The organism is Pseudomonas putida (assembly GCF_005080685.1).
GTDB classification, from domain to species: Bacteria; Pseudomonadota; Gammaproteobacteria; order Pseudomonadales; family Pseudomonadaceae; genus Aquipseudomonas; species Aquipseudomonas putida_V.
In genome coordinates this window covers 365,287-391,548 of record NZ_CP039371.1, presented here as the reverse complement: position 1 = coordinate 391,548, position 26,262 = coordinate 365,287, and the positions used below count along the sequence as shown (strand labels likewise).

At 61.7% G+C, this 26,262-nt stretch carries 28 protein-coding genes, 2 tRNA genes and 1 pseudogene; 18 read left to right on the top strand and 13 right to left on the bottom strand.

What is annotated here, in order from left to right:
* The first annotated feature begins 8 nt into the window (after positions 1 to 8).
* On the top strand, positions 9 to 857 hold the full coding sequence (choW, locus tag E6B08_RS01895; protein ID WP_192938672.1) for a choline ABC transporter permease subunit: 849 nt from the start codon (positions 9 to 11) through the stop codon (positions 855 to 857).
* On the top strand, positions 854 to 2,032 hold the full coding sequence (choV, locus tag E6B08_RS01890; RefSeq protein WP_136912529.1) for a choline ABC transporter ATP-binding protein: 1,179 nt from the start codon (positions 854 to 856) through the stop codon (positions 2,030 to 2,032). Before choW ends, choV begins: the two co-directional genes overlap by 4 nt.
* A 139-nt stretch (positions 2,033 to 2,171) precedes the next feature.
* Here the strand turns inward: choV and hisF are convergent, their stop codons facing one another.
* The 6 genes from hisF to E6B08_RS01860 form a co-directional block, all read right to left on the bottom strand.
* A complete protein-coding gene (gene hisF, locus E6B08_RS01885; protein WP_011536177.1) occupies positions 2,172 to 2,942 on the bottom strand; it encodes an imidazole glycerol phosphate synthase subunit HisF in 771 nt (256 codons plus the stop codon).
* 10 nt (positions 2,943 to 2,952) lie between these two features.
* The gene (gene hisA / locus E6B08_RS01880) at positions 2,953 to 3,690 is read right to left on the bottom strand and encodes a 1-(5-phosphoribosyl)-5-[(5-phosphoribosylamino)methylideneamino]imidazole-4-carboxamide isomerase (protein ID WP_023382794.1); all 738 of its coding nucleotides are present in this window, start codon (positions 3,688 to 3,690) and stop codon (positions 2,953 to 2,955) included.
* A 27-nt stretch (positions 3,691 to 3,717) separates the two neighbouring features.
* Positions 3,718 to 3,978: a DUF2164 domain-containing protein gene (locus E6B08_RS01875; protein ID WP_054903416.1), complete on the bottom strand. Its 261-nt coding sequence runs from the start codon at positions 3,976 to 3,978 to the stop codon at positions 3,718 to 3,720.
* Positions 3,979 to 4,617 carry an imidazole glycerol phosphate synthase subunit HisH gene (gene hisH, locus E6B08_RS01870; protein WP_136912528.1) on the bottom strand — a complete coding sequence of 213 codons (639 nt, stop codon included), beginning with the start codon at positions 4,615 to 4,617 and terminating at the stop codon, positions 3,979 to 3,981. It lies immediately after the preceding gene.
* A complete protein-coding gene (hisB, locus tag E6B08_RS01865) occupies positions 4,618 to 5,211 on the bottom strand; it encodes an imidazoleglycerol-phosphate dehydratase HisB (protein WP_133327498.1) in 594 nt (197 codons plus the stop codon).
* A 263-nt stretch (positions 5,212 to 5,474) separates the two neighbouring features.
* A complete protein-coding gene (locus E6B08_RS01860) occupies positions 5,475 to 7,136 on the bottom strand; it encodes an OFA family MFS transporter (RefSeq protein ID WP_136912527.1) in 1,662 nt (553 codons plus the stop codon).
* Positions 7,137 to 7,585: 449 nt separating this feature from the next.
* On the opposite strand from E6B08_RS01860, the gene E6B08_RS01855 reads away from it, so the two are divergent.
* The 4 genes from E6B08_RS01855 (at position 7,586) to E6B08_RS01840 (ending at position 11,316) form a co-directional block, all read left to right on the top strand.
* Positions 7,586 to 9,817: an AsmA family protein gene (locus E6B08_RS01855; protein ID WP_136912526.1), complete on the top strand. Its 2,232-nt coding sequence runs from the start codon at positions 7,586 to 7,588 to the stop codon at positions 9,815 to 9,817.
* On the top strand, positions 9,814 to 10,881 hold the full coding sequence (gene mutY / locus E6B08_RS01850) for an A/G-specific adenine glycosylase (protein WP_136912525.1): 1,068 nt from the start codon (positions 9,814 to 9,816) through the stop codon (positions 10,879 to 10,881). The genes E6B08_RS01855 and mutY overlap by 4 nt, the downstream gene beginning before the upstream one ends.
* Complete coding sequence (locus E6B08_RS01845) at positions 10,878 to 11,150, top strand: oxidative damage protection protein (protein ID WP_133327505.1); 273 nt, start codon at positions 10,878 to 10,880, stop codon at positions 11,148 to 11,150. Before mutY ends, E6B08_RS01845 begins: the two co-directional genes overlap by 4 nt.
* A gap of 90 nt (positions 11,151 to 11,240) precedes the next feature.
* Positions 11,241 to 11,316 (top strand) — tRNA-Phe (locus E6B08_RS01840).
* Between the two features lie 112 nt (positions 11,317 to 11,428).
* Here E6B08_RS01840 and E6B08_RS01835 read toward each other — a convergent pair.
* Together E6B08_RS01835 and E6B08_RS01830 are read right to left on the bottom strand one after the other, a co-directional pair.
* Positions 11,429 to 11,734, bottom strand: coding sequence for an addiction module antidote protein (locus tag E6B08_RS01835; RefSeq protein WP_136912524.1), 306 nt, complete (start codon positions 11,732 to 11,734; stop codon positions 11,429 to 11,431).
* 9 nt (positions 11,735 to 11,743) lie between these two features.
* On the bottom strand, positions 11,744 to 12,034 hold the full coding sequence (locus E6B08_RS01830) for a type II toxin-antitoxin system RelE/ParE family toxin (protein ID WP_136912523.1): 291 nt from the start codon (positions 12,032 to 12,034) through the stop codon (positions 11,744 to 11,746).
* A gap of 174 nt (positions 12,035 to 12,208) precedes the next feature.
* Here E6B08_RS01830 and E6B08_RS01825 point away from each other — a divergent pair, with 174 nt between their 5' ends.
* Positions 12,209 to 12,652, top strand: a complete 444-nt coding sequence (locus E6B08_RS01825; RefSeq protein WP_136912522.1) for a hypothetical protein — start codon at positions 12,209 to 12,211, stop codon at positions 12,650 to 12,652.
* A gap of 199 nt (positions 12,653 to 12,851) precedes the next feature.
* Here E6B08_RS01825 and gabP read toward each other — a convergent pair whose 3' ends face one another.
* Positions 12,852 to 14,237, bottom strand: a complete 1,386-nt coding sequence (gene gabP / locus E6B08_RS01820) for a GABA permease (protein WP_136917314.1) — start codon at positions 14,235 to 14,237, stop codon at positions 12,852 to 12,854.
* 618 nt (positions 14,238 to 14,855) lie between these two features.
* Between gabP and E6B08_RS01810 the strand changes: the two genes are divergently transcribed.
* The 5 genes from E6B08_RS01810 to E6B08_RS01790 all read left to right on the top strand — a co-directional run bounded on the left by E6B08_RS01810 (position 14,856) and on the right by E6B08_RS01790 (position 19,181).
* Positions 14,856 to 15,629 (top strand): ABC transporter ATP-binding protein, encoded by a 774-nt coding sequence (locus tag E6B08_RS01810; protein ID WP_136912521.1) that lies wholly within the window; start codon positions 14,856 to 14,858, stop codon positions 15,627 to 15,629.
* Between the two features lie 11 nt (positions 15,630 to 15,640).
* Positions 15,641 to 16,396, top strand: coding sequence for an ABC transporter substrate-binding protein (locus E6B08_RS01805; protein ID WP_136912520.1), 756 nt, complete (start codon positions 15,641 to 15,643; stop codon positions 16,394 to 16,396).
* 54 nt (positions 16,397 to 16,450) lie between these two features.
* Complete coding sequence (locus E6B08_RS01800) at positions 16,451 to 17,146, top strand: ABC transporter permease (protein ID WP_136912519.1); 696 nt, start codon at positions 16,451 to 16,453, stop codon at positions 17,144 to 17,146.
* Entirely contained in the window at positions 17,143 to 17,832 is a 690-nt protein-coding gene (locus E6B08_RS01795) for an ABC transporter permease (RefSeq protein ID WP_136912518.1), read from the top strand. Before E6B08_RS01800 ends, E6B08_RS01795 begins: the two co-directional genes overlap by 4 nt.
* A gap of 143 nt (positions 17,833 to 17,975) precedes the next feature.
* A complete protein-coding gene (locus tag E6B08_RS01790; RefSeq protein WP_136912517.1) occupies positions 17,976 to 19,181 on the top strand; it encodes a methyltransferase in 1,206 nt (401 codons plus the stop codon).
* 306 nt (positions 19,182 to 19,487) lie between these two features.
* Here E6B08_RS01790 and E6B08_RS01785 read toward each other — a convergent pair whose 3' ends face one another.
* On the bottom strand, positions 19,488 to 19,760 hold the full coding sequence (locus tag E6B08_RS01785) for a DUF3077 domain-containing protein (RefSeq protein ID WP_136912516.1): 273 nt from the start codon (positions 19,758 to 19,760) through the stop codon (positions 19,488 to 19,490).
* Positions 19,753 to 20,034 (bottom strand): hypothetical protein, encoded by a 282-nt coding sequence (locus E6B08_RS01780; RefSeq protein WP_136912515.1) that lies wholly within the window; start codon positions 20,032 to 20,034, stop codon positions 19,753 to 19,755. The genes E6B08_RS01785 and E6B08_RS01780 overlap by 8 nt, the downstream gene beginning before the upstream one ends.
* A 528-nt stretch (positions 20,035 to 20,562) precedes the next feature.
* Here E6B08_RS01780 and E6B08_RS01775 point away from each other — a divergent pair.
* The 3 genes from E6B08_RS01775 (at position 20,563) to E6B08_RS01765 (ending at position 21,591) form a co-directional block, all read left to right on the top strand.
* Complete coding sequence (locus E6B08_RS01775; protein ID WP_136912514.1) at positions 20,563 to 20,811, top strand: hypothetical protein; 249 nt, start codon at positions 20,563 to 20,565, stop codon at positions 20,809 to 20,811.
* A gap of 98 nt (positions 20,812 to 20,909) precedes the next feature.
* Positions 20,910 to 20,985, top strand: a tRNA-Thr gene (locus E6B08_RS01770).
* Positions 20,986 to 21,267: 282 nt separating this feature from the next.
* A complete protein-coding gene (locus tag E6B08_RS01765) occupies positions 21,268 to 21,591 on the top strand; it encodes a helix-turn-helix domain-containing protein (protein WP_136912513.1) in 324 nt (107 codons plus the stop codon).
* Here E6B08_RS01765 and E6B08_RS01760 read toward each other — a convergent pair.
* Positions 21,588 to 21,938 (bottom strand): type II toxin-antitoxin system RelE/ParE family toxin, encoded by a 351-nt coding sequence (locus E6B08_RS01760; RefSeq protein ID WP_136912512.1) that lies wholly within the window; start codon positions 21,936 to 21,938, stop codon positions 21,588 to 21,590. The two genes, E6B08_RS01765 and E6B08_RS01760, sit on opposite strands and share 4 nt — an antisense overlap.
* Before the next feature lie 211 nt (positions 21,939 to 22,149).
* Here E6B08_RS01760 and E6B08_RS01755 point away from each other — a divergent pair.
* From E6B08_RS01755 to E6B08_RS01740, 3 genes and pseudogenes are all read left to right on the top strand, one after another.
* Positions 22,150 to 22,413, top strand: a pseudogene (locus E6B08_RS01755) (integrase); the annotation flags it as partial.
* Positions 22,414 to 23,343: 930 nt separating this feature from the next.
* Complete coding sequence (locus tag E6B08_RS01745; protein ID WP_136912511.1) at positions 23,344 to 24,324, top strand: integrase domain-containing protein; 981 nt, start codon at positions 23,344 to 23,346, stop codon at positions 24,322 to 24,324.
* Complete coding sequence (locus E6B08_RS01740) at positions 24,321 to 24,596, top strand: hypothetical protein (RefSeq protein WP_136912510.1); 276 nt, start codon at positions 24,321 to 24,323, stop codon at positions 24,594 to 24,596. The genes E6B08_RS01745 and E6B08_RS01740 overlap by 4 nt, the downstream gene beginning before the upstream one ends.
* A 910-nt stretch (positions 24,597 to 25,506) precedes the next feature.
* On the opposite strand, the gene E6B08_RS01730 is transcribed toward E6B08_RS01740, so the two are convergent.
* Positions 25,507 to 26,262: a hypothetical protein gene (locus E6B08_RS01730; RefSeq protein ID WP_238349278.1), complete on the bottom strand. Its 756-nt coding sequence runs from the start codon at positions 26,260 to 26,262 to the stop codon at positions 25,507 to 25,509.

Sequence of the window (26,262 nt, the reverse complement as noted above, 5' to 3'; positions counted from 1 at the left end):
AGCTCGCTATCATGCTCATCGATCAAAAAATACCCCTGGGCCAGTACATCGCGTCGTTCGTCGAATGGCTGACCCAGAACGGCGCCGATTATTTCGACGCCATTGCGCAAGGCCTGGAGTTCATGATCCATGGCGTCACCAGTGCCCTGACCTGGTTCAATCCCTACGTCCTCGTCGCCCTGTTCGCCGCCCTGGCGCACCTCATTCAGCGCAAGTGGGCGCTGACCGTGTTCGTCGCCCTGTCCTTCCTCCTGATCCTCAACCTGGGTTACTGGCAGGAAACCATGGAAACCCTGGCGCAAGTCACCTTCGCCACGGTGGTCTGCGTGGCCATCGGCGTGCCGCTGGGCATCGTCGCCGCGCACAAGCCGATGTTCTATACCGCCATGCGTCCGGTGCTCGACCTGATGCAGACGGTGCCGACCTTCGTCTACCTGATCCCGACCCTGACCCTGTTCGGCCTGGGCGTGGTACCCGGGCTGATCTCCACGGTGGTGTTCGCCATCGCCGCGCCCATCCGCCTCACTTACCTGGGCATCTGCGACGTGCCGCAGGAGCTGCTCGACGCCGGCAAGGCCTTCGGCTGCTCGCGGCGCCAGCTGCTGACCCGCATCGAACTGCCGCACGCGATGCCGAGCATCGCCGCTGGCGTCACCCAGTGCATCATGCTGTCGCTGTCGATGGTGGTGATCGCCGCCCTGGTAGGTGCCGACGGCCTGGGCAAACCTGTGGTCAACGCACTGAACACCGCCGATATCTCCCTGGGCTTCGAAGCAGGCCTGGCGATCGTACTGCTGGCAATCATGCTCGACCGTATCTGCAAGCAACCGGAGCTGCCGGTAAGGGGTGAAGCATGAGCATCATTCGATTCGAAGACGTCGACGTCATCTTCTCCAACAAGCCGCGCGAGGCCCTGGCGCTGCTCGACAAGGGCCAGACCCGCGAGCAGATCCTCAAGCAGACCGGCCTGGTGGTCGGCGTCGAAAAGGCCAATTTGGATATCAACAAGGGCGAGATCTGCGTGCTGATGGGCCTGTCGGGCTCGGGCAAGTCGAGCCTGCTGCGCTGCATCAACGGCCTCAACACCGTGAGCCGCGGCAAGCTGTTCGTCGAGCACGAAGGCAAGCACATCGACATCGCCCACTGCACTCCAGCCGAGTTGAAGATGATGCGCACCAAGCGCATCGCCATGGTGTTCCAGAAATTTGCCCTGATGCCCTGGCTGACGGTGCGCGAGAACATCAGCTTTGGCCTGGAAATGCAGGGTCGCCCGGAGAAGGAACGGCGCAAGCTGGTCGACGAGAAGCTCGAGCTGGTCGGCCTGACCCAGTGGCGCAACAAGAAGCCGGACGAGCTCTCCGGCGGCATGCAGCAACGCGTGGGCCTGGCCCGGGCGCTGGCGATGGACGCCGACATCCTGCTGATGGACGAGCCGTTCTCGGCGCTCGATCCGCTGATTCGCCAGGGCCTGCAGGACGAGTTGCTGGAGCTGCAGCGCAAGCTGAGCAAGACCATCGTGTTCGTCAGCCACGACCTGGACGAAGCCCTGAAACTGGGCAGCCGCATCGCCATCATGAAGGACGGGCGGATCATCCAGTACAGCAAGCCCGAAGAAATCGTCCTCAACCCGGCCGATGAATACGTGCGCACCTTCGTTGCCCACACCAACCCGCTGAACGTGCTGTGCGGGCGCAGCCTGATGCGCAGCCTGGACAACTGCAAGCGGGTCAATGGCTCGGTGTGCCTGGATCCGGGTGGCGATTCGTGGCTGGACCTGGGTGAAGGCAATTCGATCAAGCGCGCACGCCAGGGGCAGAATGGCCTGGACATGCAGAACTGGGCGCCAGGGCAGGCGGTGGAGGGGCTGGGGCGCAAGCCGACGCTGGTGCATGCCGACATCGGCATGCGCGAGGCGCTGCAGATTCGTTACCAGACCGGCAACAAGCTGGTGCTGCAGGAGGATGACAAGGTGGTGGGGATTCTCGGGGATACCGAGCTTTATCACGCGTTGCTTGGCAAGAATCACGGGTGAGGCCGTTGGGGCCGCTTTGCGGCCCTTCGCGGCACAAGGCCGCTCCTACAGGGCTTGCGCAATATGCCAGCGCTGCGCTGTACCTGTGTAGGAGCGGCCTTGTGCCGCGATGGGCTGCAAAGCAGCCCCAATCAATGCTTCAGCGAACGACGATCCCGCGCGAAGCCATGTAGGCCTTGGCCTCAGGCACCGTGTACTCGCCGAAGTGGAAGATACTGGCCGCCAGCACCGCGCTGGCATGCCCTTCCAGGATGCCATCGGCCAGGTGCTGCAGGTTGCCCACCCCACCCGAAGCGATCACCGGAATCCCCAGCGCGTCGCTGATGGCGCGGGTGACGCCCAGGTCGAAGCCATTCTTCATGCCGTCCTGGTCCATGCTGGTCAGCAGGATCTCGCCCGCACCCAGGCCTTCCATCTTCTTCGCCCACTCCACGGCATCCAGACCGGTCGGCTTGCGCCCGCCATGGGTGAAGATCTCCCAGCGCGGCGCCTCACCCGGGCCCGATACCTTCTTGGCATCGATCGCCACGACGATGCACTGCGAACCGAAACGGTCCGCGGCCTCGCCGACGAACTCGGGGTTGAACACCGCTGCGGTGTTGATCGACACCTTGTCGGCACCGGCATTGAGCAGGTTGCGGATGTCCTGCACGGTACGCACGCCACCGCCCACCGTCAGCGGGATGAACACCTGGCTGGCCATGCGCTCGACCGTATGCAGGGTGGTGTCGCGGCCATCGACGCTGGCGGTGATGTCGAGGAAGGTGATTTCGTCGGCACCCTGCTCGTTGTAGCGACGGGCGATTTCCACCGGGTCACCGGCGTCACGGATGTTCTCGAACTTGACGCCCTTGACCACCCGGCCGTTGTCCACGTCCAGGCAAGGGATGATGCGCTTGGCCAGTGCCATGGTTCAGTCCTCAGCCTTGGTAGTTGTCGCAGAAGGCCTGGGCCTCGGCGACGTCGAGGGTGCCTTCGTAGATGGCACGGCCGGTGATGGCGCCGATGATGCCAGGGGCCTTGGCATCCAGCAGGGCCTTGATGTCACCCAGGTTGTGGATGCCGCCCGAGGCGATCACCGGGATCGACGTGGCTTCGGCCAGCGCCTTGGTGAAGGGCACGTTGCAACCCTGCATCATGCCGTCCTTGGCGATGTCGGTGTAGACGATCGCCGAGACGCCATCGGCCTCGAAACGCTTGGCCAGGTCAATGACTTGCACCGAACTGACCTCGGCCCAGCCGTCGGTGGCGACGAAGCCGTCCTTGGCGTCCAGGCCGACGATGACCTTGCCCGGGAAGGCCTTGCACGCTTCGGCGACGAACTCCGGTTGCTTGACCGCCTTGGTGCCGATGATCACGTAGCTGACGCCAGCCTTGACGTAGTGTTCGATGGTTTCCAACGAGCGGATACCACCGCCGATCTGGATCGGCAGGTTCGGGTAGCGCTTGGCGATGGCGGTGACCACCTCACCGTTGACTGGCTGGCCTTCGAAGGCGCCGTTGAGGTCGACCAGGTGCAGGCGGCGGCAGCCACCCTCGACCCACTTGGCGGCCATACTCACCGGGTCGTCGGAAAACACCGTGGAGTCTTCCATGCGGCCCTGGCGCAGGCGCACGCAGGCACCGTCCTTCAGATCGATAGCGGGGATAATCAGCATCTTGGGAACCTGTCTGTTCTTAGGGTTTCAGGGCTTTTCGAGCGCCCACAGATCGCTTTCGATGCTCTCGAACCGCTCCTTGAGGTGCAGCTGAACATCGGCAATCGCCCTGTTGTAGTAATGGGGTGCAATTTCTTTGCTGAACAACTCGAGGACCTCGGCCACCTCGAACGACCCGAGCTGCAGCTCGAAGCGGTCTTCGAGGAAGCGCTTCAAGGTGTCGAGCGCCTCGCGCTCCTGCTCGGGGGCAAGGGTGATGATCGGGGCCTTGGTCTTCGACCTGCTCATTTACCAGCGCCCGTCCCAGGCGACGAAGTTCTGCAGCAGCTGCAGGCCATGGGTATGGCTCTTCTCCGGGTGGAACTGCACGGCAAAGCGCGAACCGTCGGCCAGCGCGGCGGCGAAGTCGACGCCATAGTGGCCACGACCGACCACTTGGCCAGGCTTGCCGGCATTGATGTAGTAGCTGTGTACGAAATAGAAGCGCGCGCGGTCGGGAATGTCGTGCCACAGCGGGTGGTCGATGGTCTGGCTGACTTCGTTCCAGCCCATGTGCGGCACCTTCAGGTGCTCGCCGTCTTCTTCCAGACCCTTGCCGAAGAAGCGCACCTGGCCGGGGAACAGGCCGATGCAGTCGACGCCGTCGTTTTCCTCGCTGTGTTCGAGCAGCGCTTGCATGCCGACGCAGATGCCGAGGAAGGGGCGGTCCTGGCTGACTTCGCGGACCAGGCTGTCGAAGCCCAGGCGGCGGATCTCGGCCATGCAGTCGCGAATCGCGCCGACGCCTGGGAACACCACGCGGTCGGCCTCGCGGATCACCGCGGCGTCGCTGGTGACCAGCACCTTGCCGGCGCCGACGTGTTCGAGCGCCTTGGACACCGAGTGCAGGTTACCCATGCCATAGTCGATTACGGCTACCGTCTGCATTTACAGGCACCCTTTGGTCGACGGCATCTGGCCGGCCATGCGCTCGTCGAGGGTCACGGCCATGCGCAGTGCGCGGCCGAAGGCCTTGAACACGGTTTCGATCTGGTGGTGGGTGTTGTGACCACGCAGGTTGTCGATGTGCAAGGTCACCAGGGCGTGGTTGACGAAGCCCTGGAAGAACTCCTGGAACAGGTCGACATCGAAACCGCCGACGCTGGCGCGGGTGTACGGCACATGCATCTGCAGGCCCGGACGGCCGGAGAAGTCGATGACCACGCGCGACAGCGCTTCGTCCAGCGGCACGTAGGCGTGGCCGTAGCGGAAGATGCCTTTCTTGTCGCCGATGGCCTGGGCGAATGCCTGGCCGAGGGTGATACCGACGTCTTCGACGGTATGGTGATCGTCGATATGCAGGTCGCCCTTGCACTCGATATCCAGGTCGATCAGCCCGTGGCGAGCGATCTGGTCAAGCATGTGTTCAAGGAACGGCACGCCGATATCGAATCGGGCCTTGCCACTGCCATCGAGGTTGATCGAGCACTTGACCTGGGTTTCCAGGGTATTGCGCTCGACGGAAGCCTTACGTTCGACCATCACCAGCTCCGCAAAATCATTGGGCGAAAAGGGCTCCATTATAGGCCCAGAACGCTCAAGCTTGAAACGCGGATGACATATGGCAAGGGAATGAATTGCGGGGGTGCAGCGCGATACAGGTCTATACAACCGGGTATCGGGGGCTGCTTTGCAGCCCATCGCGGCGCAAGGCCGCTCCTACAATGGATCGCGCGGTCTGTGTAGGAGCGACCTTGCGCCGCGATGGGGCGCAACGCGCCCCCATTGGCCACAAAAGGCCTACATCAATGGAACAACACAGCCGTTTTCTGCAGGGTAATCCACACCCCCCAGGCCAGCGGAATCACCACCACGGCCCAGGCGACCAGCACCAGCGGCAGGCTACCCGGCGCGGCATGCCACTCCAGCGAACGCGCGCCATCGGCGCCCTTGTCGTGGCTCAGGGCACGCTCGGCAGCAAGCTCGGCATCGCTCATGAAGTGCTTGTCGGCCACCGGACGGATCAGCAGGTTGCAGACGAAGCCCAGCACCAGCAGCCCCGAGAGGATGTACAGGGTCATGTCATAGGCCGCTGCACGCTCCACGCCTGCCGCCAGTTGGTACTCGCGCAGGTAGGTGATCAGCACCGGGCCAAGCACGCCGGCAGCCGCCCAGGCGGTCAGCAGGCGACCATGGATGGCACCGACCATCTGCGTGCCGAACAGGTCGGCCAGGTACGCAGGCACGGTGGAGAAACCACCGCCATACATCGACAGGATGATGCAGAACGCTGCCACGAACACCGCGACGTTGCCCAGGTGACCCATGTTCGGGATCAGGCCGTAGAGGCACACGCCCAGGGCGAAGAAGGCGAAGTAGGTGTTCTTGCGGCCAATGTAGTCGGAGAACGAGGCCCAGAAGAACCGCCCACCGATGTTGAACAGGCTCAAAAGGCCAGTGAAACCAGCGGCGATCGCGGCGATCTGCGCCAGTTGCGCGGCGTCCAGCTCGCTGAAGCTCAGCTCGTTGCCCAGCAGCTTGCCGCCGAACACTTCCTGCAGCAGCGGCGAAGCCATGCCGAGGATGCCGATACCGGCCGAAACGTTCAGGCACAGCACCAGCCAGACCAGCGCGAACTGCGGGGTTTTCCAGGCGACGCTGACGTGCACGTGGCGGTCGGTGACCATGCCGTTGCCGGCTTTTTTCGCCGGCGCGGTCCAGCCTTCGGGCTTCCAGCCGGTCGGCGGGATGCGGTAGGCCAGGGCGCCAGCGGTCATGAACACGAAGTAGATCGCGGCCATCACCACGAAGCTCTGCCATACGCCGACTTCATGCTCGTTGCCGAAGTGGCCCATCAATGCAGTGGCCAGCGGTGCGCCGACCATCGCGCCGCCACCGAAACCCATGATCGCCATGCCGGTGGCCATGCCGCGCTTGTCCGGGAACCACTTGATCAGGGTCGACACCGGCGAGATGTAGCCCAGGCCCAGGCCGATGCCACCGATCACGCCAGAGCCCAGCCACATCAGCCAGAGTTGATGGGTTTTCACGCCGATCGCCGAGATCAGCATGCCGCCGCACCAGCACAGCGCCGAGACCAGGCCGGCCTTGCGCGGACCGGCGTGCTCCAGCCAACCGCCCAGCACGGCAGCCGAGCAACCGAGGAAGACGAAGAACAGGGTGTAGATCCAGCTCAGCATCGAGATCGGCCAGTCGCACTCGGCGCTGAACAGGCGGGCGATGAAGCCCATGTCGGCGGAACAGGCGACCGGCGCGGTGATGCCGATGGCTTGCGACAGCGGCAACCAGAACACCGAGAAGCCATAGGCCATGCCGATGCACAGGTGAATGGCCAGGGCCGCCGGCGGCACCAGCCAGCGGTTGAAGCCCGGGCGGGCGATGATGCGCTCCTTCGACAGGAAGCCCGGCGCGCTGGCCCGGCCTTCTATCGTGATAGTACTGCTCATGGATTTGATCCTTTTGTAGGTAGACAGTGCTGGCGGATTGAGTCCCGGGCTCTTGTCGTTGCACGCAGGCAAGCTGGCCTTATCCTTGGGTGACGAGCCGCGACAATGCGTCGCGGCCGCTCCGAAAGCGGCGCAAGGGTACCAGTTCCCCGGCTGCATGAAAGCAATCTGATATCGTTATTTTTTGCGCGGCTGAAACGGTATTGCCCTGCAGTTTGTCTGCGCCGGCCCTTTCGCGGGTAAACCCGCTCCTACAAGAGCGGCGCAGTACCTGTAGGAGCGGGCTTGCCCGCGAAAGGGCCGGCGCAGACCAACCCTGAACCGAATCACCAAAACCCGATCCATTCGTATGAAATGCCCTGTATCTCTTGTCGAATACTCAGGGCCCACACCTGCGGCGCTATACTCTGCCGCTCGAAATTCTTAAAACGGACTACAAGGACTCGCCCATGAAAGCGTTCGGCAAAATCCTGGGGCTGGGCCTACTCGGGCTGTTGCTGATCATCGTGGCGCTGGGCTTCGCCCTGACCCACCTGTTCGATCCCAACGACTACAAAGACGAAATCCGCCAACTCGCCCGCGACAAGGCCCACGTCGAGCTGACCCTCAACGGCGACATCGGCTGGAGCCTGTTCCCCTGGTTGGGCCTGGAGCTGCACGAAGCCAGCATCGCCACGCTGACCAACCCCAAGGTGCCGTTCGCCGATCTGCAGATGCTCGGCCTGTCGGTCCGCGTGCTGCCGCTGCTGCGCCGCGAAGTGCAGATGAGCGATGTACGCGTCGAAGGCTTGAACCTGACCCTGGCCCGCGACGAGCACGGCCATGGCAACTGGGAAGACATCGGCAAGCCGCTGCCAGCCGACACCGCCGCCACGCCGGGCGCTCCAGCACCGACGCCGGGCGAGCAGCCGGCACCGACCCCGGAAAGCAACAGCGAGCGTTCGGTGAAGCTCGACATCGACAGCCTCACGGTCAACAACGCCCGCGTGCAGTACACCGACGAGCAGACCGGCAAGCGCTACAGCGCCGAAAGCATCCAGCTGAGCACCGGCCCCGTGCACGAAGGCTCGAACATCTCGCTCAAGGCCAGCGCGTTCCTCAGTGCCAACCAGCCGAACGTCAAGGCCCGCACGGAGCTTGCCGGCGAGTTGCGCTTCGACCGCAAGCTCAAGCGCTACAACTTCGAAGACATGCGCCTGTCGGGTGAAACCTCGGGCGAGCCGCTGGCCGGCAAGACCCTGAGCTTCTCCGCCCAAGGCCAACTGCTGGTCGACTTGGCTGCCAACGTGGCTTCGTGGACCGGCCTGAAGGTCTCGGCCAACCAGTTGCGCGCCCTGGGCGAGCTGAACCTGCGCGACCTGGACAAGACCCCGCAGCTGAGCGGCGGCCTGTCCATTGCGCAATTCGACCTGCGCACCTTCCTCGACGGCATCGGCCAACCGCTGCCGGCCACCACCGACCCGGCCGTCTTCGCCAAGCTGGAACTGGTCAGCCGCCTGCAAGGCTCGCCCAACAGCCTGGCGCTGGAAGACCTGGCCGTGAAACTCGACGACAGCAGCTTCAGCGGCCGCGTCGCCATCGAAGATTTCGCCAAACAGGCCCTGCGCGTGCAGCTCAAGGGCGACAACTTCAACGCCGACCGCTACCTGCCAGCCAAGAGCGAGGAAGCCAAGGGCGCCACCGCCGCCCGCCAGGCCGAGGTCGAGCAACAACAGGCCAGTGCCGGGGCCGCCACCACACCGCTGCCCAACGCACCGACCCAGGTCGCCTGGAGCAATGACAAGCTGCTGCCGGTGGACCGCCTGCGCGCCCTCGACCTGCAGGCCGACCTGGCGTTCGGCGCGCTGACCCTGGACCAACTGCCGATCACCGATGCCCAACTGCAGGTCACAGGCCTTGGCGGCCTGGTCACCCTGCAAACCCTGCGTGGCGGCCTCTACGACGGCAGCTTCGAAGCCAAGGGCACGGTCGACGTGCGCCCGGCTGTGCCACAGCTCGGCATCAACACCAAGATCAACCGGGTGCCGGTGGAGCACTTCATCAAGCCGCATGGCAAGGACCAGACCCCACCGGTCAAAGGCCTGCTCACCCTGAGCAGCGACCTCACCGCCAGCGGAAACAGCCAGAAGGCACTGGTCGACACCCTCAATGGCAGCGCACACTTCACCATTGCCGACGGCGTGCTGGTCAATGCCAACCTCGAGCAGCAGCTGTGCCAGGCCATCGCCACGCTCAACCGCAAGACCCTGAGCAGCGAACCACGCGGCAAGGACACGCCGTTCCAGGAACTGCGCGGCAGCCTGACGGTACGCAACGGCGTGGCCAGCAACCCGGACCTCAAGGCCCGTATCCCCGGCCTGACCGTCAACGGCCATGGCGACCTCGACCTGCGCGTGCTGGGCATGGACTACAACGTCGGCGTGGTGGTCGAGGGCGACCAGCGCGCCATGCCCGACCCGGCCTGTCAGGTCAACGAACGCTACGTCGGTGTCGAAGTGCCGCTGCGCTGCCGCGGCCCGCTGGAACTGGGCGCCAAGGCGTGTCGCCTGGACCAGGACGGCCTGGGCAAGGTTGCCGCCAAGCTGGCCGGCAACCGCCTGAAAGACAAGATCGATGAAAAACTCGGAGATAAAGTGAGCCCAGAATTGAAAGACGCGCTCAAGGGGCTGTTCAAGCGATGAGCCCCGAGCAGTTCTCCAGCGCCGTGCTGGAATGGTACGACCAGCACGGCCGACACGACCTGCCCTGGCAACAGGGCATCACCCCCTACCGAGTGTGGGTGTCGGAAATCATGCTGCAGCAGACCCAGGTCAGCACCGTGCTCAACTACTTCGACCGCTTCATGCAGGCCCTGCCGACCGTGCAGGCGCTGGCCGAGGCGCCGGAGGACGAAGTCCTGCACCTGTGGACCGGGCTTGGCTACTACACCCGCGCACGCAACCTGCAGAAGGCGGCGAAGATCGTCGTCGAGCGGCACGGCGGCGAATTCCCGCGCAGCGTCGAGCAGCTCACCGAGCTGCCTGGCATCGGCCGCTCCACGGCTGGCGCCATCGCCAGCATCAGCATGGGCATCCGCGCACCGATCCTCGACGGCAACGTCAAACGCGTGCTGGCCCGCTACACCGCCCAGGCCGGTTACCCCGGCGAGCCGAAGGTGGCCAATCAGTTGTGGGCCACCGCCGAGCGCTTCACGCCGCATTCGCGAGCCAACCACTACACCCAGGCGATGATGGACATGGGCGCCACGCTGTGTACCCGCAGCAAGCCCAGTTGCCTGATTTGCCCGCTGCAACGCGGCTGCGAGGCGCACCTGCACGGCGAGGAAACCCGCTACCCCGAGCCCAAGCCGCGCAAGGTCTTGCCCCAGCGCCGCACGCTGATGCCGCTGATGGCCAACCACGAAGGCGCCATCCTGCTTTATCGCCGGCCATCAACCGGCCTGTGGGGCGGGTTGTGGAGCCTGCCCGAGCTGGACGATCTCGAACAGCTCGACGACCTCGCCTACCAGCACGGCCTGCGCCTGGCCGAAAGCCGCGCGCTGGACGGCCTGACCCACACCTTCAGCCATTTCCAGCTGGCCATCGAGCCCTGGCTGGTGCGCGTCGACCCGGTCGGCGAGCACGTGGCCGAGGCCGACTGGCTCTGGTATAACCTCGCCACCCCGCCGCGCCTGGGCCTCGCCGCCCCGGTGAAGAAGCTGTTGAAACGCGCGGCCGACGAACTGATTGCAGGAGAAGCCCGATGACCCGCACCGTGATGTGCCGCAAGTACAACGAAGAACTACCCGGTCTGGATCGCCCGCCCTACCCCGGCGCCAAGGGCCAGGACATCTTCGAGCACATCTCGCAGAAGGCCTGGGCCGACTGGCAGAAGCACCAGACCATGCTGATCAACGAGAAGCGCCTGAACATGATGAACGCCGAGGACCGCAAATTCCTCCAGGCCGAGATGGACAAGTTCTTCGCCGGCGAGGAGTACGCCCAGGCCGAAGGCTACGTTCCCCCCTCCGAATGACCCCACGGATCGTAAGCGACGGAATTAATTTAAAATTTTTTCAAAAAGTCGTTGACGGGTCCTCAGGAAATCTATTTAATTCACCCCGTCGCCCAGATAGCTCAGTCGGTAGAGCAGAGGATTGAAAATCCTCGTGTCGGCGGTTCGACTCCGTCTCTGGGCACCACCTTCAGCTTCTGGTGGTTGCAAAGTTACCCGAAGCGACACAAGAAACCCGCCTAGTGCGGGTTTTTTGTTGCCTGCGATTTTTTGCTTTTTCCCTCTTCCACCGCTTTCGATTAGCCCACTGCTCGACGCGGCAGCACCTCAGCGTGCAGCCTCACGCCCAACGCCGCCATTACCTTCATGATGGTCGCCAGGCTCGGATTACCCTCCGCTGACAACGCCTTGTACAACCCCTCGCGAGTCAACCCAGTGTCACGCGCCAACTGAGCCATACCTCGTGCGCGTGCGATATCGCCCAATGCAGCAGCGAGCAATGCCGGGTCGTTCTCTTCAAGACAGGCCTCCAGGTAAAACGCCATGTCTTCCCCGGTTTTCAAGTAATCTGCAGCATCCCACTTGGTGAGCTTCGTATTTGTCATGGCAGCCTCCTATAGATCACGTGCCAACTTGAGTGCGGATTTAATGTCTCTGGCCTGGCTGGACTTGTCGCCACCTGCCAACAGAATGATCACCTCCTGGCCTCGCTGAACGAAGTACACCCGATAACCTGGACCATGATCGACCCTCAGCTCGGACACGCCTTCACCAACGGGCTTGCAGTCTCCCATCACCCCAAGCTCAATCCGACGCAGGCGCACATTAATGCGGGCTTGTGCTCGCGCATCCTTGAGTCCTGCGAACCACTTTTTGTACGTGTCGGTCTGTAATAGTGTGCGCATGAATGGAGTGTGAACCACAGTTCACATTACAACAATTCGCATCTGTTTCAAACCATTTGAGCAACCGCGGCGCACCCCTCCCGAGGCACTTGTTGCCGAGCGCCAACGCTTGGGTTTCTCCCGCAACTACGCTTCAATACGCCCACTTTTTCGCCACCCCCAAGGATCCACCCCATGGCCTCCAATACCAAGCAACAGAAACGCGCCAAACGTGCCGCCAGCAAGGCCAAGCAGAATCGCATGGTGCGCAGCGGCCAGGCGGTCAAGGCCAGTGCTGGCGACAGCGCCAGCGTCGAGCAGGTCTATAACAAGGCCATGGAGTCGGGCAGCTACGACGCGCTGTTCAAGAAGATGAAGGAAGCCCAGGAGAACGGCCTGGTGGCGATGATCTCGGTGTTCCTGGTCGACCCACTGCTGACCCTGGTACTCAAGGGGCACAAGGAAGAACACGCCACCGACTACATCGTGCTGGTCTTCACCGCCTACCGCAAATGGCTCGATGGCGCCGACGAGGACACCACCATGGCCTGGCTGGAGAGCGACGAGTTCCAGGACGCCTACGTGGCGGCCTCGGAGGTCGTGGCCAAGCAGCAGCAACAGCAGAAGCAGTTTGGCTGATACCCTGCGATAAGGCCTGGGGCTGCTCTGCAGCCCTTTCGCGACACAAGGCCGCTCCCACAGGGGCTGGCTCACCACAATCCTGTGGGAGCGGCCTTGCGTCGCGAAAGGGCCGCAGAGCGGCCCCAGCATTCGCCCAGACAAACAAAAAGGCCGCGCCCTGCACAGGACGCGGCCTTTTCATCGTCTGCAGCGCGGATCAGTTATCCAGCGCCACCCGCCCGGCAGCTTCACGCTTGCGGTGCACCAGCAAGCCCGCCGCCACCACGCCAATGCTCAGCAGCGCGGTCGCGATGATCTCGGCCCGGTGATCCTCACGCAGCGCCATCACCACCAGCACCGCCACGATGAAGGCAATGGTCGCCCAGGTCAGCCCAGGGAACAGCCACATCTTGAAGGCGATCTTCTCGCCACGGGCTTCACGCTGGCTGCGCATGCGCAGTTGCGACACGGCAATCACCAGGTACACCAGCAGCGCGATGGCGCCGGAGCTGGCCAGCAGGAACTCGAACACCTGCGCCGGTGCCACGTAGTTGGCGAACACGCAGAGGAACGCCGCCGCAGTCGACAACAGCACGGCCACATGCGGGGTCGCCGCCTTGGTGGTGCGCTGGGCGATGGCGGGAGCGTCGCCACGCTTGCTCAGCGAGAACAGCATGCGCGACGAGGTGTACAGCGCCGAGTTCAGGCAGCTGGTCACGGCGACCAACACCACGATATCCACGATCAGCTTGGCATTCGGCACGCCGATGCGGCTCAGCACGGTCTGGTAGGAACCGGTTTCGGCCAGCGCCGGATCGTTCCACGGCACCAGGGCCACGACCAGGAAAATCGACACCAGGTAGAACAGGCAGATACGCCAGATCACCGAGTTGGTGGCGCGGCTGATTTGCTTGCCCGGGTCTTTCGATTCGGCGGCAGCGATGGTGACGATCTCGGTCCCCATGAACGAGAACATGGTGGTCAACATGGCGGCCAGCACGGCGCCCAGGCCATTGGGCATGAAGCCCTGGGTATCGAACAGGTGGCTGACACCACTGACCTGGCTGCCCGGCGCCAGACCGAACATGGCCACGCAACCCACCACGATGAAGCCGATGATCGCCAGCACCTTGAGCAGGGCGAACCAGAACTCGAATTCACCGTAGTTCTTCACGCTGCACAGGTTGGTCAGGGTCAGCGCCAGGGTGATCAGCAGCGAGAAGGCCCAGAGGTCCACCGCAGGGAACCAGGCGTGCAGGATGGCCGCGGCGGCATTGGCCTCCAGCGGAATCACCAACACCCAGAACCACCAGTACAGCCAACCGATGGTGAAACCGGCCCAGCGGCCAATAGCGCGGTCGGCGTAGGTGGAGAAGGAACCGGTATCCGGCGAGGCGATGGCCATTTCGCCGAGCATGCGCATCACCAATACCACCAGCGTACCGGCAGCGGCGTAGGCCAGCAGCACGGCGGGGCCGGCGGCAGCGATGGCGTGGCCGGAGCCGACGAACAGACCGGCGCCGATGACGCCAGCAATGGACAGCATGGTGACATGCCGTTGTTTGAGCCCCTGAGCGAGGTCGTTGGAATTGTTACCGCTCATAAAACTACCTTTGTAAGGAGTGGACCACTCCGACTGCTATACGAAGCGCGCCTTGGGTTAATTTAGGCGTCACTGCAATCGGCGGTTTCCTGCTGGCAATAAGCGAGCCAGGTGCTGAATTGTTTCGTCAGATGACTATCGCGAGCCAACAACGACGCGGCTTGCAGGGCATTCGGCCAACCCTTGACCGAATGGTCGTCAAATAACCCTGCCAGGTTCGGATTACTGAAATACCCACTTACAAACGCACCAAAGGTGCCCCTCGGTAACACCTTTGCACCAACGCAATGCAAAAAGGTGCAACCCACAGGCGCAACCGGCTTTTGTGTCTTTGACGCAAGCGAAGCGGCCGCCAGACCTGCGAATGGTCTAAAACCGCTTCCAACAGCGGGTCAAAGGTGGCACCATCGCGCCTTTTTTCATCAAGGCTATGGCGCTGGGCCGGACCTTGGCGGACATCTGCGCGACGTTGCGCTGCGTTGATGCGACAAACTGCCCCGGCATTGCCCCAAGCCCCCTGCAACCCAGTTGGCCGCCATATTGCCGCTATGCTAGCTTGGCGCTCGCCAGGAAGGCCGCCAACAGCTGGGAACGCACCCGTACACATGAGGACCGCACATGGCCCAGGCCACGCCCGCGCTGGAAATCCGCAACCTGCACAAACGCTACGGCGAGCAGGAGATTCTCAAGGGCATTTCGCTGACTGCGCGCGACGGCGACGTGATCTCCATCCTGGGGTCGTCCGGCTCCGGCAAGTCCACCTTGCTGCGCTGCATCAACCTGCTGGAAAACCCGCACCAGGGTGAAATCCTCGTGGCTGGCGAAGCCCTCAAGCTCAAGGCCGCCAAGAACGGCGACCTGGTGGCTGCGGACAACCGCCAGATCAACCGCCTGCGCAGCGAGATCGGCTTCGTCTTCCAGAATTTCAACCTGTGGCCGCACATGTCGATCCTCGACAACATCATCGAGGCGCCACGCCGCGTGCTCGGCCAGAGCAAGGCCGAGGCCGTCGAAGCTGCCGAAGCGCTGCTGAACAAGGTCGGCATCTTCGACAAGCGCCACAGCTACCCCGCCCAGCTTTCCGGTGGCCAGCAACAGCGAGCCGCCATCGCCCGCACCCTGGCCATGAAACCCAAGGTCATCCTGTTCGACGAGCCCACTTCGGCGCTCGACCCGGAAATGGTCCAGGAAGTGCTTAACGTCATCCGCGCACTGGCCGAAGAAGGCCGAACCATGCTGCTGGTGACCCACGAAATGAACTTTGCCCGCCAGGTGTCCAGCGAAGTGGTCTTCCTGCACCAGGGCCTGGTCGAAGAGCAAGGATCGCCGCAGCAGGTGTTCGAGAACCCGACCTCGGCGCGTTGCAAGCAATTCATGTCCAGCCACCGCTAACGGAGCAACACATGCAGACCTACAAGAAATTCCTCCTGGCCGCTGCCGCCACGCTGGTGTTTTCGGCCAACGCCCTGGCCGCGGAAAAACTGCGCATGGGTATCGAGGCGGCCTACCCGCCGTTCAACAACAAGGATGCCAGCGGTAACGTGGTCGGCTTCGACAAGGACATCGGCGACGCCCTGTGCGCCAAGATGAAGGTCGAGTGCTCGGTCGTCACCTCCGACTGGGACGGCATCATCCCGGCCCTGAACGCCAAGAAGTTCGACTTCCTGGTGTCGTCGCTGTCGATCACCGACGAGCGCAAGCAGGCGGTTGATTTCACCGATCCGTACTACTCCAACAAGCTGCAGTTCATCGCGCCGAAGAACGTCGACTTCAAGACCGACGCGTCCTACCTCAAAGGCAAGACCATCGGCACCCAGCGCGCGACACTGGCCGGCACCTGGCTGGAAGACACCTACGGTGACGACATCACCATCAAGCTGTACGACACTCAGGAAAACGCATATCTCGACCTGACCTCGGGCCGCGTAGACGCCATCCTGGCTGATAAGTACGTGCAGTTCGACTGGCTCAATACCGACGCCGGCAAACCCTACGAGTTCAAGGGTGAGCCTGTGGTCGAGAGCGACAAGATCGGCATCGCCGTGCGCAAGGGTGACACCAAGCTGCGCGACGACCTGAACAAGGCCCTGGCCGAAATCAAGGCCGACGGCACGTACAAGAAGATCAACGACAAGTACTTCCCGTTCAGCATCGAATGATCCGCCCCGACCGGCGCGCCCTGGTGGCGCGCCTGTCCCTAGAATGACCTGCCCATGAATATCGACCTGCACGGATTCGGTCCGGCCATGATGGCCGGCACCTTGATGACCGTAAAACTGGCGCTCTGCGCCCTGCTGCTGGGGCTGGTCCTGGGCCTGCTCGGCGCCTTGGCCAAGACCTCGTCGGTCAAGCCCTTGCAGTGGCTTGGCGGCTTCTACTCGACCCTGGTTCGCGGCGTGCCCGAACTGCTCTGGGTCCTGCTCATCTACTTCGGCACCGTCGGGCTGATGAACAGCCTCGGCGAAGCCCTGAACCTGCCCGGCCTCGAGCTCAGCGCTTTCTCCGCTGGCGTCATCGCCCTGGGCCTGTGCTTCGGCGCCTATGCCACTGAAGTGTTCCGCGGCGCGATCCTGGCGATCCCCAAGGGGCACCGTGAAGCCGGCCTGGCCCTGGGCCTGTCCAAAGGGCGCATCCTCTCGCGGATCATCCTGCCGCAGATGTGGCGCATCGCCCTGCCGGGCCTTGGCAACCTGTTCATGATCCTGATGAAGGACACCGCGCTGGTGTCGGTGATCGGCCTGGAAGAAATCATGCGCCACGCGCAGATCGGCGTGACCGTGACCAAGGAGCCGTTCACCTTCTACATGGTCGCGGCCTGTATCTACCTGAGCCTGACCGTCATCGCCATGACCGGCATGCACTTCATGGAAAAACGCGCCGCTCGCGGCTTTGCGAGGGCCGAACAATGAATTGGGAAGTCATCATCAAGTGGCTGCCACGCCTGGCCCAGGGTGCGACCCTGACCCTGGAGCTGGTGGCCATCGCGGTGATCGCCGGGCTGATCCTGGCCATCCCGCTGGGCATCGCCCGCTCGTCCCGCCACTGGTACGTGCGCGCCTTGCCGTTCAGCTATATTTTCTTCTTCCGTGGCACGCCACTGCTGGTGCAACTGTTCCTGGTCTACTACGGCCTGGCCCAGTTCGACGCGGTGCGCACCAGTAGCCTGTGGCCGTACCTGCGCGATCCGTTCTGGTGCACGGTGCTGACCATGACCCTGCACACGGCGGCCTACATCGCCGAGATCCTGCGGGGCGCGCTGCAGTCGATCCCCAAGGGCGAGATCGAGGCGGCGCGAGCCCTGGGTATGTCGCGGGGCAAGACGCTGTGGTACATCATGCTGCCACGTGCGTCGCGGATCGGCCTGCCGGCCTACAGCAACGAAGTGATCCTGATGCTCAAGGCCAGCGCCCTGGCCAGTACCGTGACCCTGCTGGAACTGACCGGCATGGCCCGCACGATCATTGCCCGGACCTACCTGCCGGTGGAGATCTTCTTCGCTGCCGGGTTGTTCTACCTGCTGATCTCGTTCGTGCTGGTGCAAGGCTTCAAGTTGCTGGAGCGCTGGCTGCGCGTTGACGCAAGCCAGGGCCGCTAGCCCCTGAGGCTGCTTGCAGCCTTTTGCGGGACAAGCCCGCTCCCACAGGTTTTCCGCTGCATGTGCAGCCGGTAAGGATTCTGTGGGAGCGGGCTTGTCCCGCGAAAGGGCCCTCGAAAACATCCCACATCTGTAAAACCACCATGCCCTCCATCCTCCACAGCCACCACCTACACGCTCGCTTCCAGGCCCTCGACCAATTCCTGACCGAGCACCAACCGCTGTGGAAACCCAGGCCCTTCACCGCCCTGCGCCTGGACTGGGAAACCACCCACCCCGAACTGGCAGAACACCTGCGCCAGTGTTCCCTGGCCGATGCCGAAGCCGACCTCGCCCCGCAAAACCTGCCCGCGCCCTTCCCGCAACTGGCGGCCCGGGCCCTGCAACTCTCAGCGGTGGGCGAGCTGCCCGACATCGGCCTACCCCCTGCCGGACACCGCCTCGACGTCAACGTGCCTGGCCGCAAATGGCAACAGATCGAGGCCTTCAGCCGGCGCCTGGGCTTTCGCCAGCAGACCCGGCACTGGCTCGACTGGTGTTCGGGCAAGGGCCACCTCGGCCGCCGCCTGCTGCAGCCCGGCCAGCAGCTGACCTGCCTGGAATATGACCTGACGCTAGTGGAAGCCGGCCAGGCCCTGAGCGACCACCATCACCTGCCCGCCACGCACGTTCACCAGGACGTGATGGCTCCCGGCAGCGCCGAGCACCTGGACGCGGACAAGAGCGTGGTGGCCCTGCATGCCTGCGGCGAACTCCACGTACAGCTGCTGCGCCTGGCCAGCCAGCGCGGTTGCCGCCACGTCGCCGTGGCGCCTTGCTGCTACAACCGCATCCTGGGCGAGCACTACCAGCCGTTATCCACAGCCGCGCAGTGCTCGTCCTTGGCCCTGAACCTGACCGACCTCGGCCTGCCCCTGAGCGAGGCCGTCACCGCGAGCGCCCGCATCCGCCGCCAGCGCGACTGCTCGATGGCCAGGCGCCTGGGCTTCGACCTGCTGCAACGCGAGCAGCGTCGGTGCGACGAGTATTTGTCCACACCTTCGTTGCCAGTCGCCTGGCTGGACAAGCCGTTCGAACAGTACTGCCGCGAGCTGGCCGCGCTACGCCAGGTCGACCTGCAGGGCAACCCGGACTGGGCAGCGTTGGAGGCTGCCGGCTGGCAGCGCCTGGCCGAGGTACGCAACCTCGAACGCGTGCGCAACCTGTTCCGGCGCCCGCTGGAGCTCTGGCTGGTGCTCGACCGCGCCCTGTTTCTCGAGGAACAGGGCTATCGCATCAACCTGGGTACGTTCTGCGACTACCCACTCACACCGCGTAACCTGTTGCTACTGGCCGAACGGGACGCTTAGCCACAGCACAACCTGTGGATAACTCTGTGCACAAGCTTTTGATGACTGGTTGGATCCAAGCGCTATTTAAAGGGTTTGGCTTATTCCGAGGTGTCACGCAAGGCCAATGAAAACAGGCGTTTGCGCAAAGACCGGTGGTTATGTCAACTGGCATGCCTTGCGCGCAACGGGCTGATGCCTCTTGTGCATAAACCTTTGATGTGCTTGTTGACGCACCGCTGATATTCGCGTTTTCACGGCTTTGTAGGGTGTTTTTCGAGCTGTTCTGTACCTATCGCCGGGTGGCCGACGATAGGTCACCGTCGCTCAACGCGATCTGTTCTTGGCGATCTCGATATCGTCCATCACGGCCTTGGCCATGTTCGCGAGGTAGTCCGCTGCTCCCAGCAGCTTGTGGTCGTCTTCCATATCGCCCTCACGGAGCAGGTGTTTGACGTATCCGAGCAGCACCGAGACTTGTTCGTAGGCATCGTCGATCGGGATGCCGGGTTGTACCCGCAGCAGGTCGACTGGCGACGCACCTACGCGCAGAAAGGTTTCGACGCCGGCGGTTAGCGTGGGTTTGCTTGCATCACTCATGACCTCCCTCCCCCTCACGTTCCTGGCTGAGCAGCAGGAATGCATGTTCGGCGAGCAGATGGGCCGAGTTGGCAGCTTGTGCGATGTCGACCAGCAGGTGGTGCTTTTCTCCTTTGGGATGGAGATCGCGATAAGCGTGGAGGCTTGCCATTATGCCGCGGGTGAGGACTTCGACATTGGCGATGGCGTCGAGCGGGGTGATGTAGTTATGGGCGAAGAGGTAGGGGGTTTTTGGAAGGGGGAATGGTGGGTCGGGTACGATTTTCTTTTTCATGGCAATCTTCCGGATTCGAGCCTCAGAAGCCGCCACACCGACCTTTCTCACGGATTGGGGTGGCAGCGGTGCGCGAGGTGAGAAACCGAGCGAATCCAGAAACTCTCGGCCAGACATAGTCTGCCCGCGCACAGCCGCCATGAAGGATGCTGACGTTGGATTCGTGTTCAGGTTCTCACACCCGGCCGCCCTGCTAGGCGGCTCGAAAACGTTATCCCTGGGCCACTTCCCCGCCAACAGCGATACCTCGCCAGCGGCCGTAGGATACGTCCGATTCACCCCAATCTCGAAGCATCCAGTTTCAGATTCAGATATCCCCTACACCCGATAGTCCAGCCGCGATCCCCTGTGGGAGCGGGCTTGCCCGCGAACACGGGCGAAGCCCGTGCCATCCCCCGCCAAACCCGCCCCCAACGGTGTATCATCCCCACCCCAAATCACTAAAAAGCGAAGTCGCGCGCTGCCCGCCAGCCCCGCGACCGTCTGGCGTTGCGCCAGACCGACAATGGACTAACGGACCTAGACATCGTGCCCCAAGCCAAAGCCCTTGCCCTGTTGACCTTCACCCTGGCCCTGACCGCCTGCGCCAGCAGCACCCCAGCCCCCCACAGCAACAGCCTCGACTGGAACACCCCTGGCATGCAGCTGGGCGGCGACAACGGCCTACCGATGCGCCACGAAAGCCCCTGCCGCAAGCGTGGCTGCGACAACGACAAGCTGTTCTTCAACCCAGGCAAGACCGAGCCAAACGTCAATACGATCCACCGCGGCTGGTAGGAAAAATCTCCTTTTAGGCCGGTGACTTAGGTCGTTTGCACACAATCACAAGGAAGTGGTTTACAGCCGGCCCCTGATCGCTATAATGACGCCCCATTGCCGGTATAGCTCAGATGGTAGAGCAACTGACTTGTAATCAGTAGGTCCCGGGTTCGATTCCTGGTGCCGGCACCATACGCAGTATCAAAAAAGGCTCACCGAAAGGTGGGCCTTTTTTGTTTGCGTCGCAAACCCTCATCCCCCAGGGTCGTGCCGAAAAAAATACCTAGCTGCCGACGCGATCGGTGTAGGAGCTGGCTTGCCTGCGATGGGCCGCGCAGCGGCCCCGGCAATCTCAAATATCCCGCATTCTATGACCTACAAGACACGCCCCCACACACAAACGCTTTGACTTGCCAATCGAGCCCAGTTACGATTTTTATCGTAAATTTTAGATATCTCTTCTGAGGCAAGCCAATGGCGCTTCAATTTCACGAAAGCCCCTTCCACGCCACCCACGATGCAGAGACGGCCAGCAAAATGGCGTTGAAGATGGACCTGTCCATTTTCATCACGGACTGCATCAAAAAAATGGGCCTCAAGCAGCATGATGCTGCAGCCAGGCTGAACGTGGCCCAATCGCGCATCTCCGAGCTGGCCAATGGCAAGATCGAGAAATTTACGCTGGACGCCATGATGGACATGCTCGACAAGCTCGGCTTTCGCACGAGCCTGGTCCTGCCCTCGAACGATGCCGGCTCCCCTCCCCAGATCGTTATCTCTCAAGCGCCTGGCAGCTAGACCCTATACCCCATCTTGCGAAGCTCGTGCTTGAACTCCTTCATGCGCTCTTCAGCAACCTGCATCGCGTGCCGGTCGGACCTGTTGGTCGTCTTCACGAACGAATGCAGCACAACGACCATATCCGCAAACTTGGCCACGTAGACGCATCGGAATGCAGGGCTGCCGTTGATGATGAGTTCTATCGCACCCGCGCCGACCGACTCCGACAGCGACTTGATCGGCCGATCAGGGTCCTGGCCATACTGGATACGACGCAGGTCCTTGCCGAAGTCGTCCTGAACATCCAGTGGCAGGTCCTTGTACTCACGCTCCGCGGCTGCACTCACAAACGCAAACTTTCTCAACGTTCTACCCACAAAGGAAATACGGGAACAGGGAACGGCGGGATGCCGAAGAGTGGGGAATTTATCGCAGTTGCTTGCAGACAACAGTGATAGAGCTATTTCGGGATGTAGCGTGATGTATCCAGTTTTTACCCGTGCGTTACAGGAGCTGATCTGCTTGTTGCCAACATACCTCGTCCTCCCATAGCTACTGTATGCATGTGGTGCTGACCGAGCCATTGCGTGCAGTGCGCTGGTCGAGTCCGGGCTGTGGTCGGAGACGGCTATCGAGCGACAGATGAGCCACAAGGAACGCAACAACGTACGGGCCGCTTATACCCACAAGGCCGAGTTCCTCGAAGAGCGCCGGATGATCATGACCTGGTGGAGCCGGTTTCTAGATGCAAACCGCGAGGACCATGTGACGCCGCACGAGTTTGCCAAGCAGACGGGCGAGAACGTCACGCGCCTTCGCAGTGCCAAGAGGACCGAGTAACCCGCCGCACCACCACCTCAAACTTGCTGTGAAGTTACCCACAGCACCGCATGAAGCTCCTCCGCGCGGGCCCTTTCAAACGGGGCTGCAAAGCCGCCCCGTTTGAAAGGGCCCTACCTAAGAAAAAAACCGCTGGCACAGCTCACGTCTGTGGAAAACCACTGATGTCCACTGGGGGACAGTTTTATCCACAGGTGCTAAATCCCTAAAATCGCTTTGCTTGACGAACATTGTCCACAGGCGTAGACCGGGAGTTGCAAACGCTGTCGATGACAGCAACCCAGGTGACCCGAACCTTAAAGGTCACGCCGCTCCCGCGGTGGTTCTCCCCAAGGGCGATTCGCATCCGGCAGCTCGCCCGGTCACTACCCATGTGATGGATGCTCTTACACATAAAGCGCTCGTGCGCCAGATGCTCCGTACCTCGCTGCCCTGCAGCAACCTATCCGCTTGGCCGAATACTGCGCCAACCTGTGCCCGTCTCTTTTCCTGAAAAGAGACGGGCACTTCTACCACTGCTGCAGCCTTGATCGCACAAGGCTTTGCAGCATTCCCCCTCGTGACAATCGCCGTGACAAACGCCGATGTCACTAGCAACAGCGATGTAGATGATGATGCCGCAGACCAAGGAATGGACTGCACCTGACTGACAGTCAGGCATGCCCCAGTCATCGCTTTGCTGCTTGCACCAGGCTCAGGATCTTCAGGCACTGGTCTCGTCAGCCAATGCTGCCTCCACCCGCCCACCGGTAACGGTGCTCAGGAGGCCAGATCATGAGATGCCCTTGCTCTTGGTCGTAGAGAGCCGCCAGTCCCGCGTTAGAGGACATCCCCACAGGCCGCAGGGGCCTTGATCCCTGATAACACTCAACATTCTTGGCGGGATGACGTGGGGCGAGGATCGGAGACCAGGCGATGAGGTGATTCGACATGGCATTGGTGGGTAGACGCGATGGCCGTAATTTCGGCTACGGCAGGCAACTGAGCTATGCAGGGCCGCAGGCGTTGAAAGACATGTTCGGCGGCGGCCACTACGGCACGGTGAAGGCACACTGTGATCGGTGGCAGGCATTCGTCAGATGGTGCCGCTCCGAACAAGGACCCGGTATCAATGATGCGCGGCAGATTGATCGGAAGGTATTGGCGGACTATGCGGCGTACCTGCGCGACCTGGTTAGGCGCGGTGACCTCGCGGTCAGCACCGCGCAAAATCGGCTATCCAGCGTTAACAGGACCATGGCGGCGCTGCGCGGTGATCAGTGTGTGAAATTGCCCAGTCCGAGCAAGGCGTTGGGGATGCAGCGCAGCGGGATTCGCCTCTCGGTACCGCAGGGCCAAGACCGCGAACAGGTTAAGCAGATCGTCGATGCGCTTTGTCGCGATCATCAGCAACGGGCCGCAGCGACTGTTCTGTTGGCGCGAGCCACCGGCATGCGCCTGCGTGAGTCCATCTTGGCTGACCTGCCACGGCTAAGCCGCGAGGCTAACGACCTAGGTAGGATCAACATCCAGGATGGCACCAAAGGCGGCCGCGCCGGCGCCTCAGCGCCACGATGGATTGCGGTGAACCACCATATTCAAGACGCACTTGGGTTTGCACGGCAGGTGTCGCCTACGAGTAGCCACAACCTGATTGCGCCAGACGAAAGCTATCTAAATGTTCTGCAGCAAATCATCCGCCCAGCGCGGGACGTCCTGCATGCATACAAGCTCAAAGGCTTCCATGAGCTACGAGCGGCGTACGCATGTGAACGCTATGAGCAAATCACCCAACACCCGGCGCCTATCAACGGCGGCCAATGTTGCCAGGCAGATAGGAACCTAGATCGTGAGGCCCGAAGGCAAATCAGCTATGAGTTGGGGCATGGTCGGATCGATGTGGTCGCGGCCTACATTGGAGGGCGGAGATGAGCAGGCCATTCGATATGGAGTTGTTCTTGGCTGCCGTGCTGACCGGATCGCACTCGACGCGGCAACGCCATTTACGGCAAGCAAAGACTATCCAAGCTGAGATTGCAAAACGCTGGCAGCGAGAAACGCCTTGGGCTTGGCAGCGAAAGCATTTGGTTTGGTTTCTTGAACATTGCCTCGATGAAAGCAATGAGGCGACACGTTACTACTACCTGCTTACTGTCCGGCTGCTCGCTCGGCGCTTAGAGGCACCTTGGGCTTTCACTATCTGAAAGGGATCTGGTAGCAATAGCCTCCAGCGACAGCAACCGATTCAAAGCTACCCATGGGGAGCCTTCAACATTTTGCGAGCGCCCTCGATAGCACCCTCAGCGGTGTGATGCCTAGCGCAAATGAACGTTGCTTATCATGCAGCGGCGATGTCGGCCGTTACAGAGCCTGGGCTAAACCTGGAACTTTCTCTGAAGCACACGATAAAGATGCTCTGACACCAGAACGGCCAGCTGCAAGAATGAAATGCACAAAGAAGCCCGGCAAGCTCATGCTTACCGGGCTTTTGCTACATCAGTGAGGCTGGGATGGTACGTCATCATCCTCAAGGTCAAGCGTACCTTGCTCACCGACTCCTTCAGGTGGCTTAGCCTTCCGAACTTCATCTACCTCAAAGCAGAACGCGGTTTTACCAACCTCGTGTGCGAAAAGGCGCTTGCCATTGCGGAGGGTAATGAAGGGTCTGCAAATCATGGTCATACGGGATCTCCTAATGAGAGAACCCGGAGATACCTGCGGCACTGCAAATGCCGCTAGTCAAGCAGGTGTTGTAAAGAGATAAAGATGTACGTAGAATCTCTCTCCGAGTGTGGAAACCTGACCTCCGGGTTTGATTTCTAATTGTGCTTTGGAGTTCTGCAAAAACATCCATTGCACGGTTCAAAGGGCCTGCCAATGCTGCAAACATTGGTGGGCTTTTTGTCGACAGAAATAACTATCGGCAATTATAAGTATCTCGTCATATCATTCTGGTGTCAACCTCTCCCCCCTAGTTTTTTCTTTGTTTTTCAGGCTCTTGCCCGAAAAATCGAGTAGCTGTGGCTCAATCGTCAAGAATTGGCTGTTCCGGGTCGCTTCTCAGGCTCACATAGTCAGCCTGCCAGCGTGTCAGATTGAGCGATTGACTGTATGTCAGCGCTTCATCTGAGATCCAATCCACTTCCATGTCTTGCCTTCCCCTGTTCTGCACCGGCTCTCGAAAAGCTCCTCGATAGCTTTCACTGCGGCTTGAGCTGCCTCTTCAGCAATCTCAGGGTCTTCATCAGTCTTGTAGAGAACCAAGATCGAGAGCTCGTAGAGATCATCTGATCCATCTCTAGCCCTCTCCATTCCTTGATCGACGTCGAAGAATACGGCCGGGATGTGGTTGCCGGTGTCTTTGAAGAGTTTGGCGAGGCGCTCAGCTACCTTGGTGTCTCTCAGGCGGCGATCAAATTCGTCTGGGAATGAAGAACGGCGATACCTTGCAGCCAGCCAGCGCTGGAAGATGCTTCGCTCCTGTCCGCTCATCAAAAAGGTGCGAGCCGGCTCATAGGAAATAAAGGCTTTGGAGGGATCCTGGTGTTCCTTGGGGATCCGAACCCGTTTGCTCGCATCGAACTCACAGAGGAGGCGCTGATCTGTTCCAGTCAGCTCCAGATGCAGCCGCCTAGCGGTTTTACAGTGCGTGTAATTGCCATCCAGCTTCTCAGCCAGGATTGTTCCTAGGATCAATTCGACTTCCGGCTCGCCTGCAGCCACCTGTGCAAGGTCACAATCGTGTGTTGCAACAACAGCGATGACTTTTTGCTGGCCATCCCCGTCGATGATGATGCCGAGCTGGGCGAGCGTCTCGCTATCGACAATGTATCCTTGTCGCCACGGGGTAGATCGACTCCAGCTCACCAT

Coding starts and splice junctions, on each gene's coding strand:
- choV (WP_136912529.1), top strand. CDS start 854: ATGAGCATCATTCGATTCGAAGACGTCGACGTCATCTTCTCCAACAAG.
- hisF (WP_011536177.1), bottom strand. CDS start 2,942: ATGGCACTGGCCAAGCGCATCATCCCTTGCCTGGACGTGGACAACGGC.
- hisA (WP_023382794.1), bottom strand. CDS start 3,690: ATGCTGATTATCCCCGCTATCGATCTGAAGGACGGTGCCTGCGTGCGC.
- E6B08_RS01875 (WP_054903416.1), bottom strand. CDS start 3,978: ATGAGCAGGTCGAAGACCAAGGCCCCGATCATCACCCTTGCCCCCGAG.
- hisH (WP_136912528.1), bottom strand. CDS start 4,617: ATGCAGACGGTAGCCGTAATCGACTATGGCATGGGTAACCTGCACTCG.
- hisB (WP_133327498.1), bottom strand. CDS start 5,211: ATGGTCGAACGTAAGGCTTCCGTCGAGCGCAATACCCTGGAAACCCAG.
- E6B08_RS01860 (WP_136912527.1), bottom strand. CDS start 7,136: ATGAGCAGTACTATCACGATAGAAGGCCGGGCCAGCGCGCCGGGCTTC.
- E6B08_RS01855 (WP_136912526.1), top strand. CDS start 7,586: ATGAAAGCGTTCGGCAAAATCCTGGGGCTGGGCCTACTCGGGCTGTTG.
- mutY (WP_136912525.1), top strand. CDS start 9,814: ATGAGCCCCGAGCAGTTCTCCAGCGCCGTGCTGGAATGGTACGACCAG.
- E6B08_RS01845 (WP_133327505.1), top strand. CDS start 10,878: ATGACCCGCACCGTGATGTGCCGCAAGTACAACGAAGAACTACCCGGT.
- E6B08_RS01835 (WP_136912524.1), bottom strand. CDS start 11,734: ATGACAAATACGAAGCTCACCAAGTGGGATGCTGCAGATTACTTGAAA.
- E6B08_RS01830 (WP_136912523.1), bottom strand. CDS start 12,034: ATGCGCACACTATTACAGACCGACACGTACAAAAAGTGGTTCGCAGGA.
- E6B08_RS01825 (WP_136912522.1), top strand. CDS start 12,209: ATGGCCTCCAATACCAAGCAACAGAAACGCGCCAAACGTGCCGCCAGC.
- gabP (WP_136917314.1), bottom strand. CDS start 14,237: ATGAGCGGTAACAATTCCAACGACCTCGCTCAGGGGCTCAAACAACGG.
- E6B08_RS01810 (WP_136912521.1), top strand. CDS start 14,856: ATGGCCCAGGCCACGCCCGCGCTGGAAATCCGCAACCTGCACAAACGC.
- E6B08_RS01805 (WP_136912520.1), top strand. CDS start 15,641: ATGCAGACCTACAAGAAATTCCTCCTGGCCGCTGCCGCCACGCTGGTG.
- E6B08_RS01800 (WP_136912519.1), top strand. CDS start 16,451: ATGAATATCGACCTGCACGGATTCGGTCCGGCCATGATGGCCGGCACC.
- E6B08_RS01795 (WP_136912518.1), top strand. CDS start 17,143: ATGAATTGGGAAGTCATCATCAAGTGGCTGCCACGCCTGGCCCAGGGT.
- E6B08_RS01790 (WP_136912517.1), top strand. CDS start 17,976: ATGCCCTCCATCCTCCACAGCCACCACCTACACGCTCGCTTCCAGGCC.
- E6B08_RS01785 (WP_136912516.1), bottom strand. CDS start 19,760: ATGAGTGATGCAAGCAAACCCACGCTAACCGCCGGCGTCGAAACCTTT.
- E6B08_RS01780 (WP_136912515.1), bottom strand. CDS start 20,034: ATGAAAAAGAAAATCGTACCCGACCCACCATTCCCCCTTCCAAAAACC.
- E6B08_RS01765 (WP_136912513.1), top strand. CDS start 21,268: ATGGCGCTTCAATTTCACGAAAGCCCCTTCCACGCCACCCACGATGCA.
- E6B08_RS01745 (WP_136912511.1), top strand. CDS start 23,344: ATGGCATTGGTGGGTAGACGCGATGGCCGTAATTTCGGCTACGGCAGG.
- E6B08_RS01740 (WP_136912510.1), top strand. CDS start 24,321: ATGAGCAGGCCATTCGATATGGAGTTGTTCTTGGCTGCCGTGCTGACC.
- E6B08_RS01730 (WP_238349278.1), bottom strand. CDS start 26,262: ATGGTGAGCTGGAGTCGATCTACCCCGTGGCGACAAGGATACATTGTC.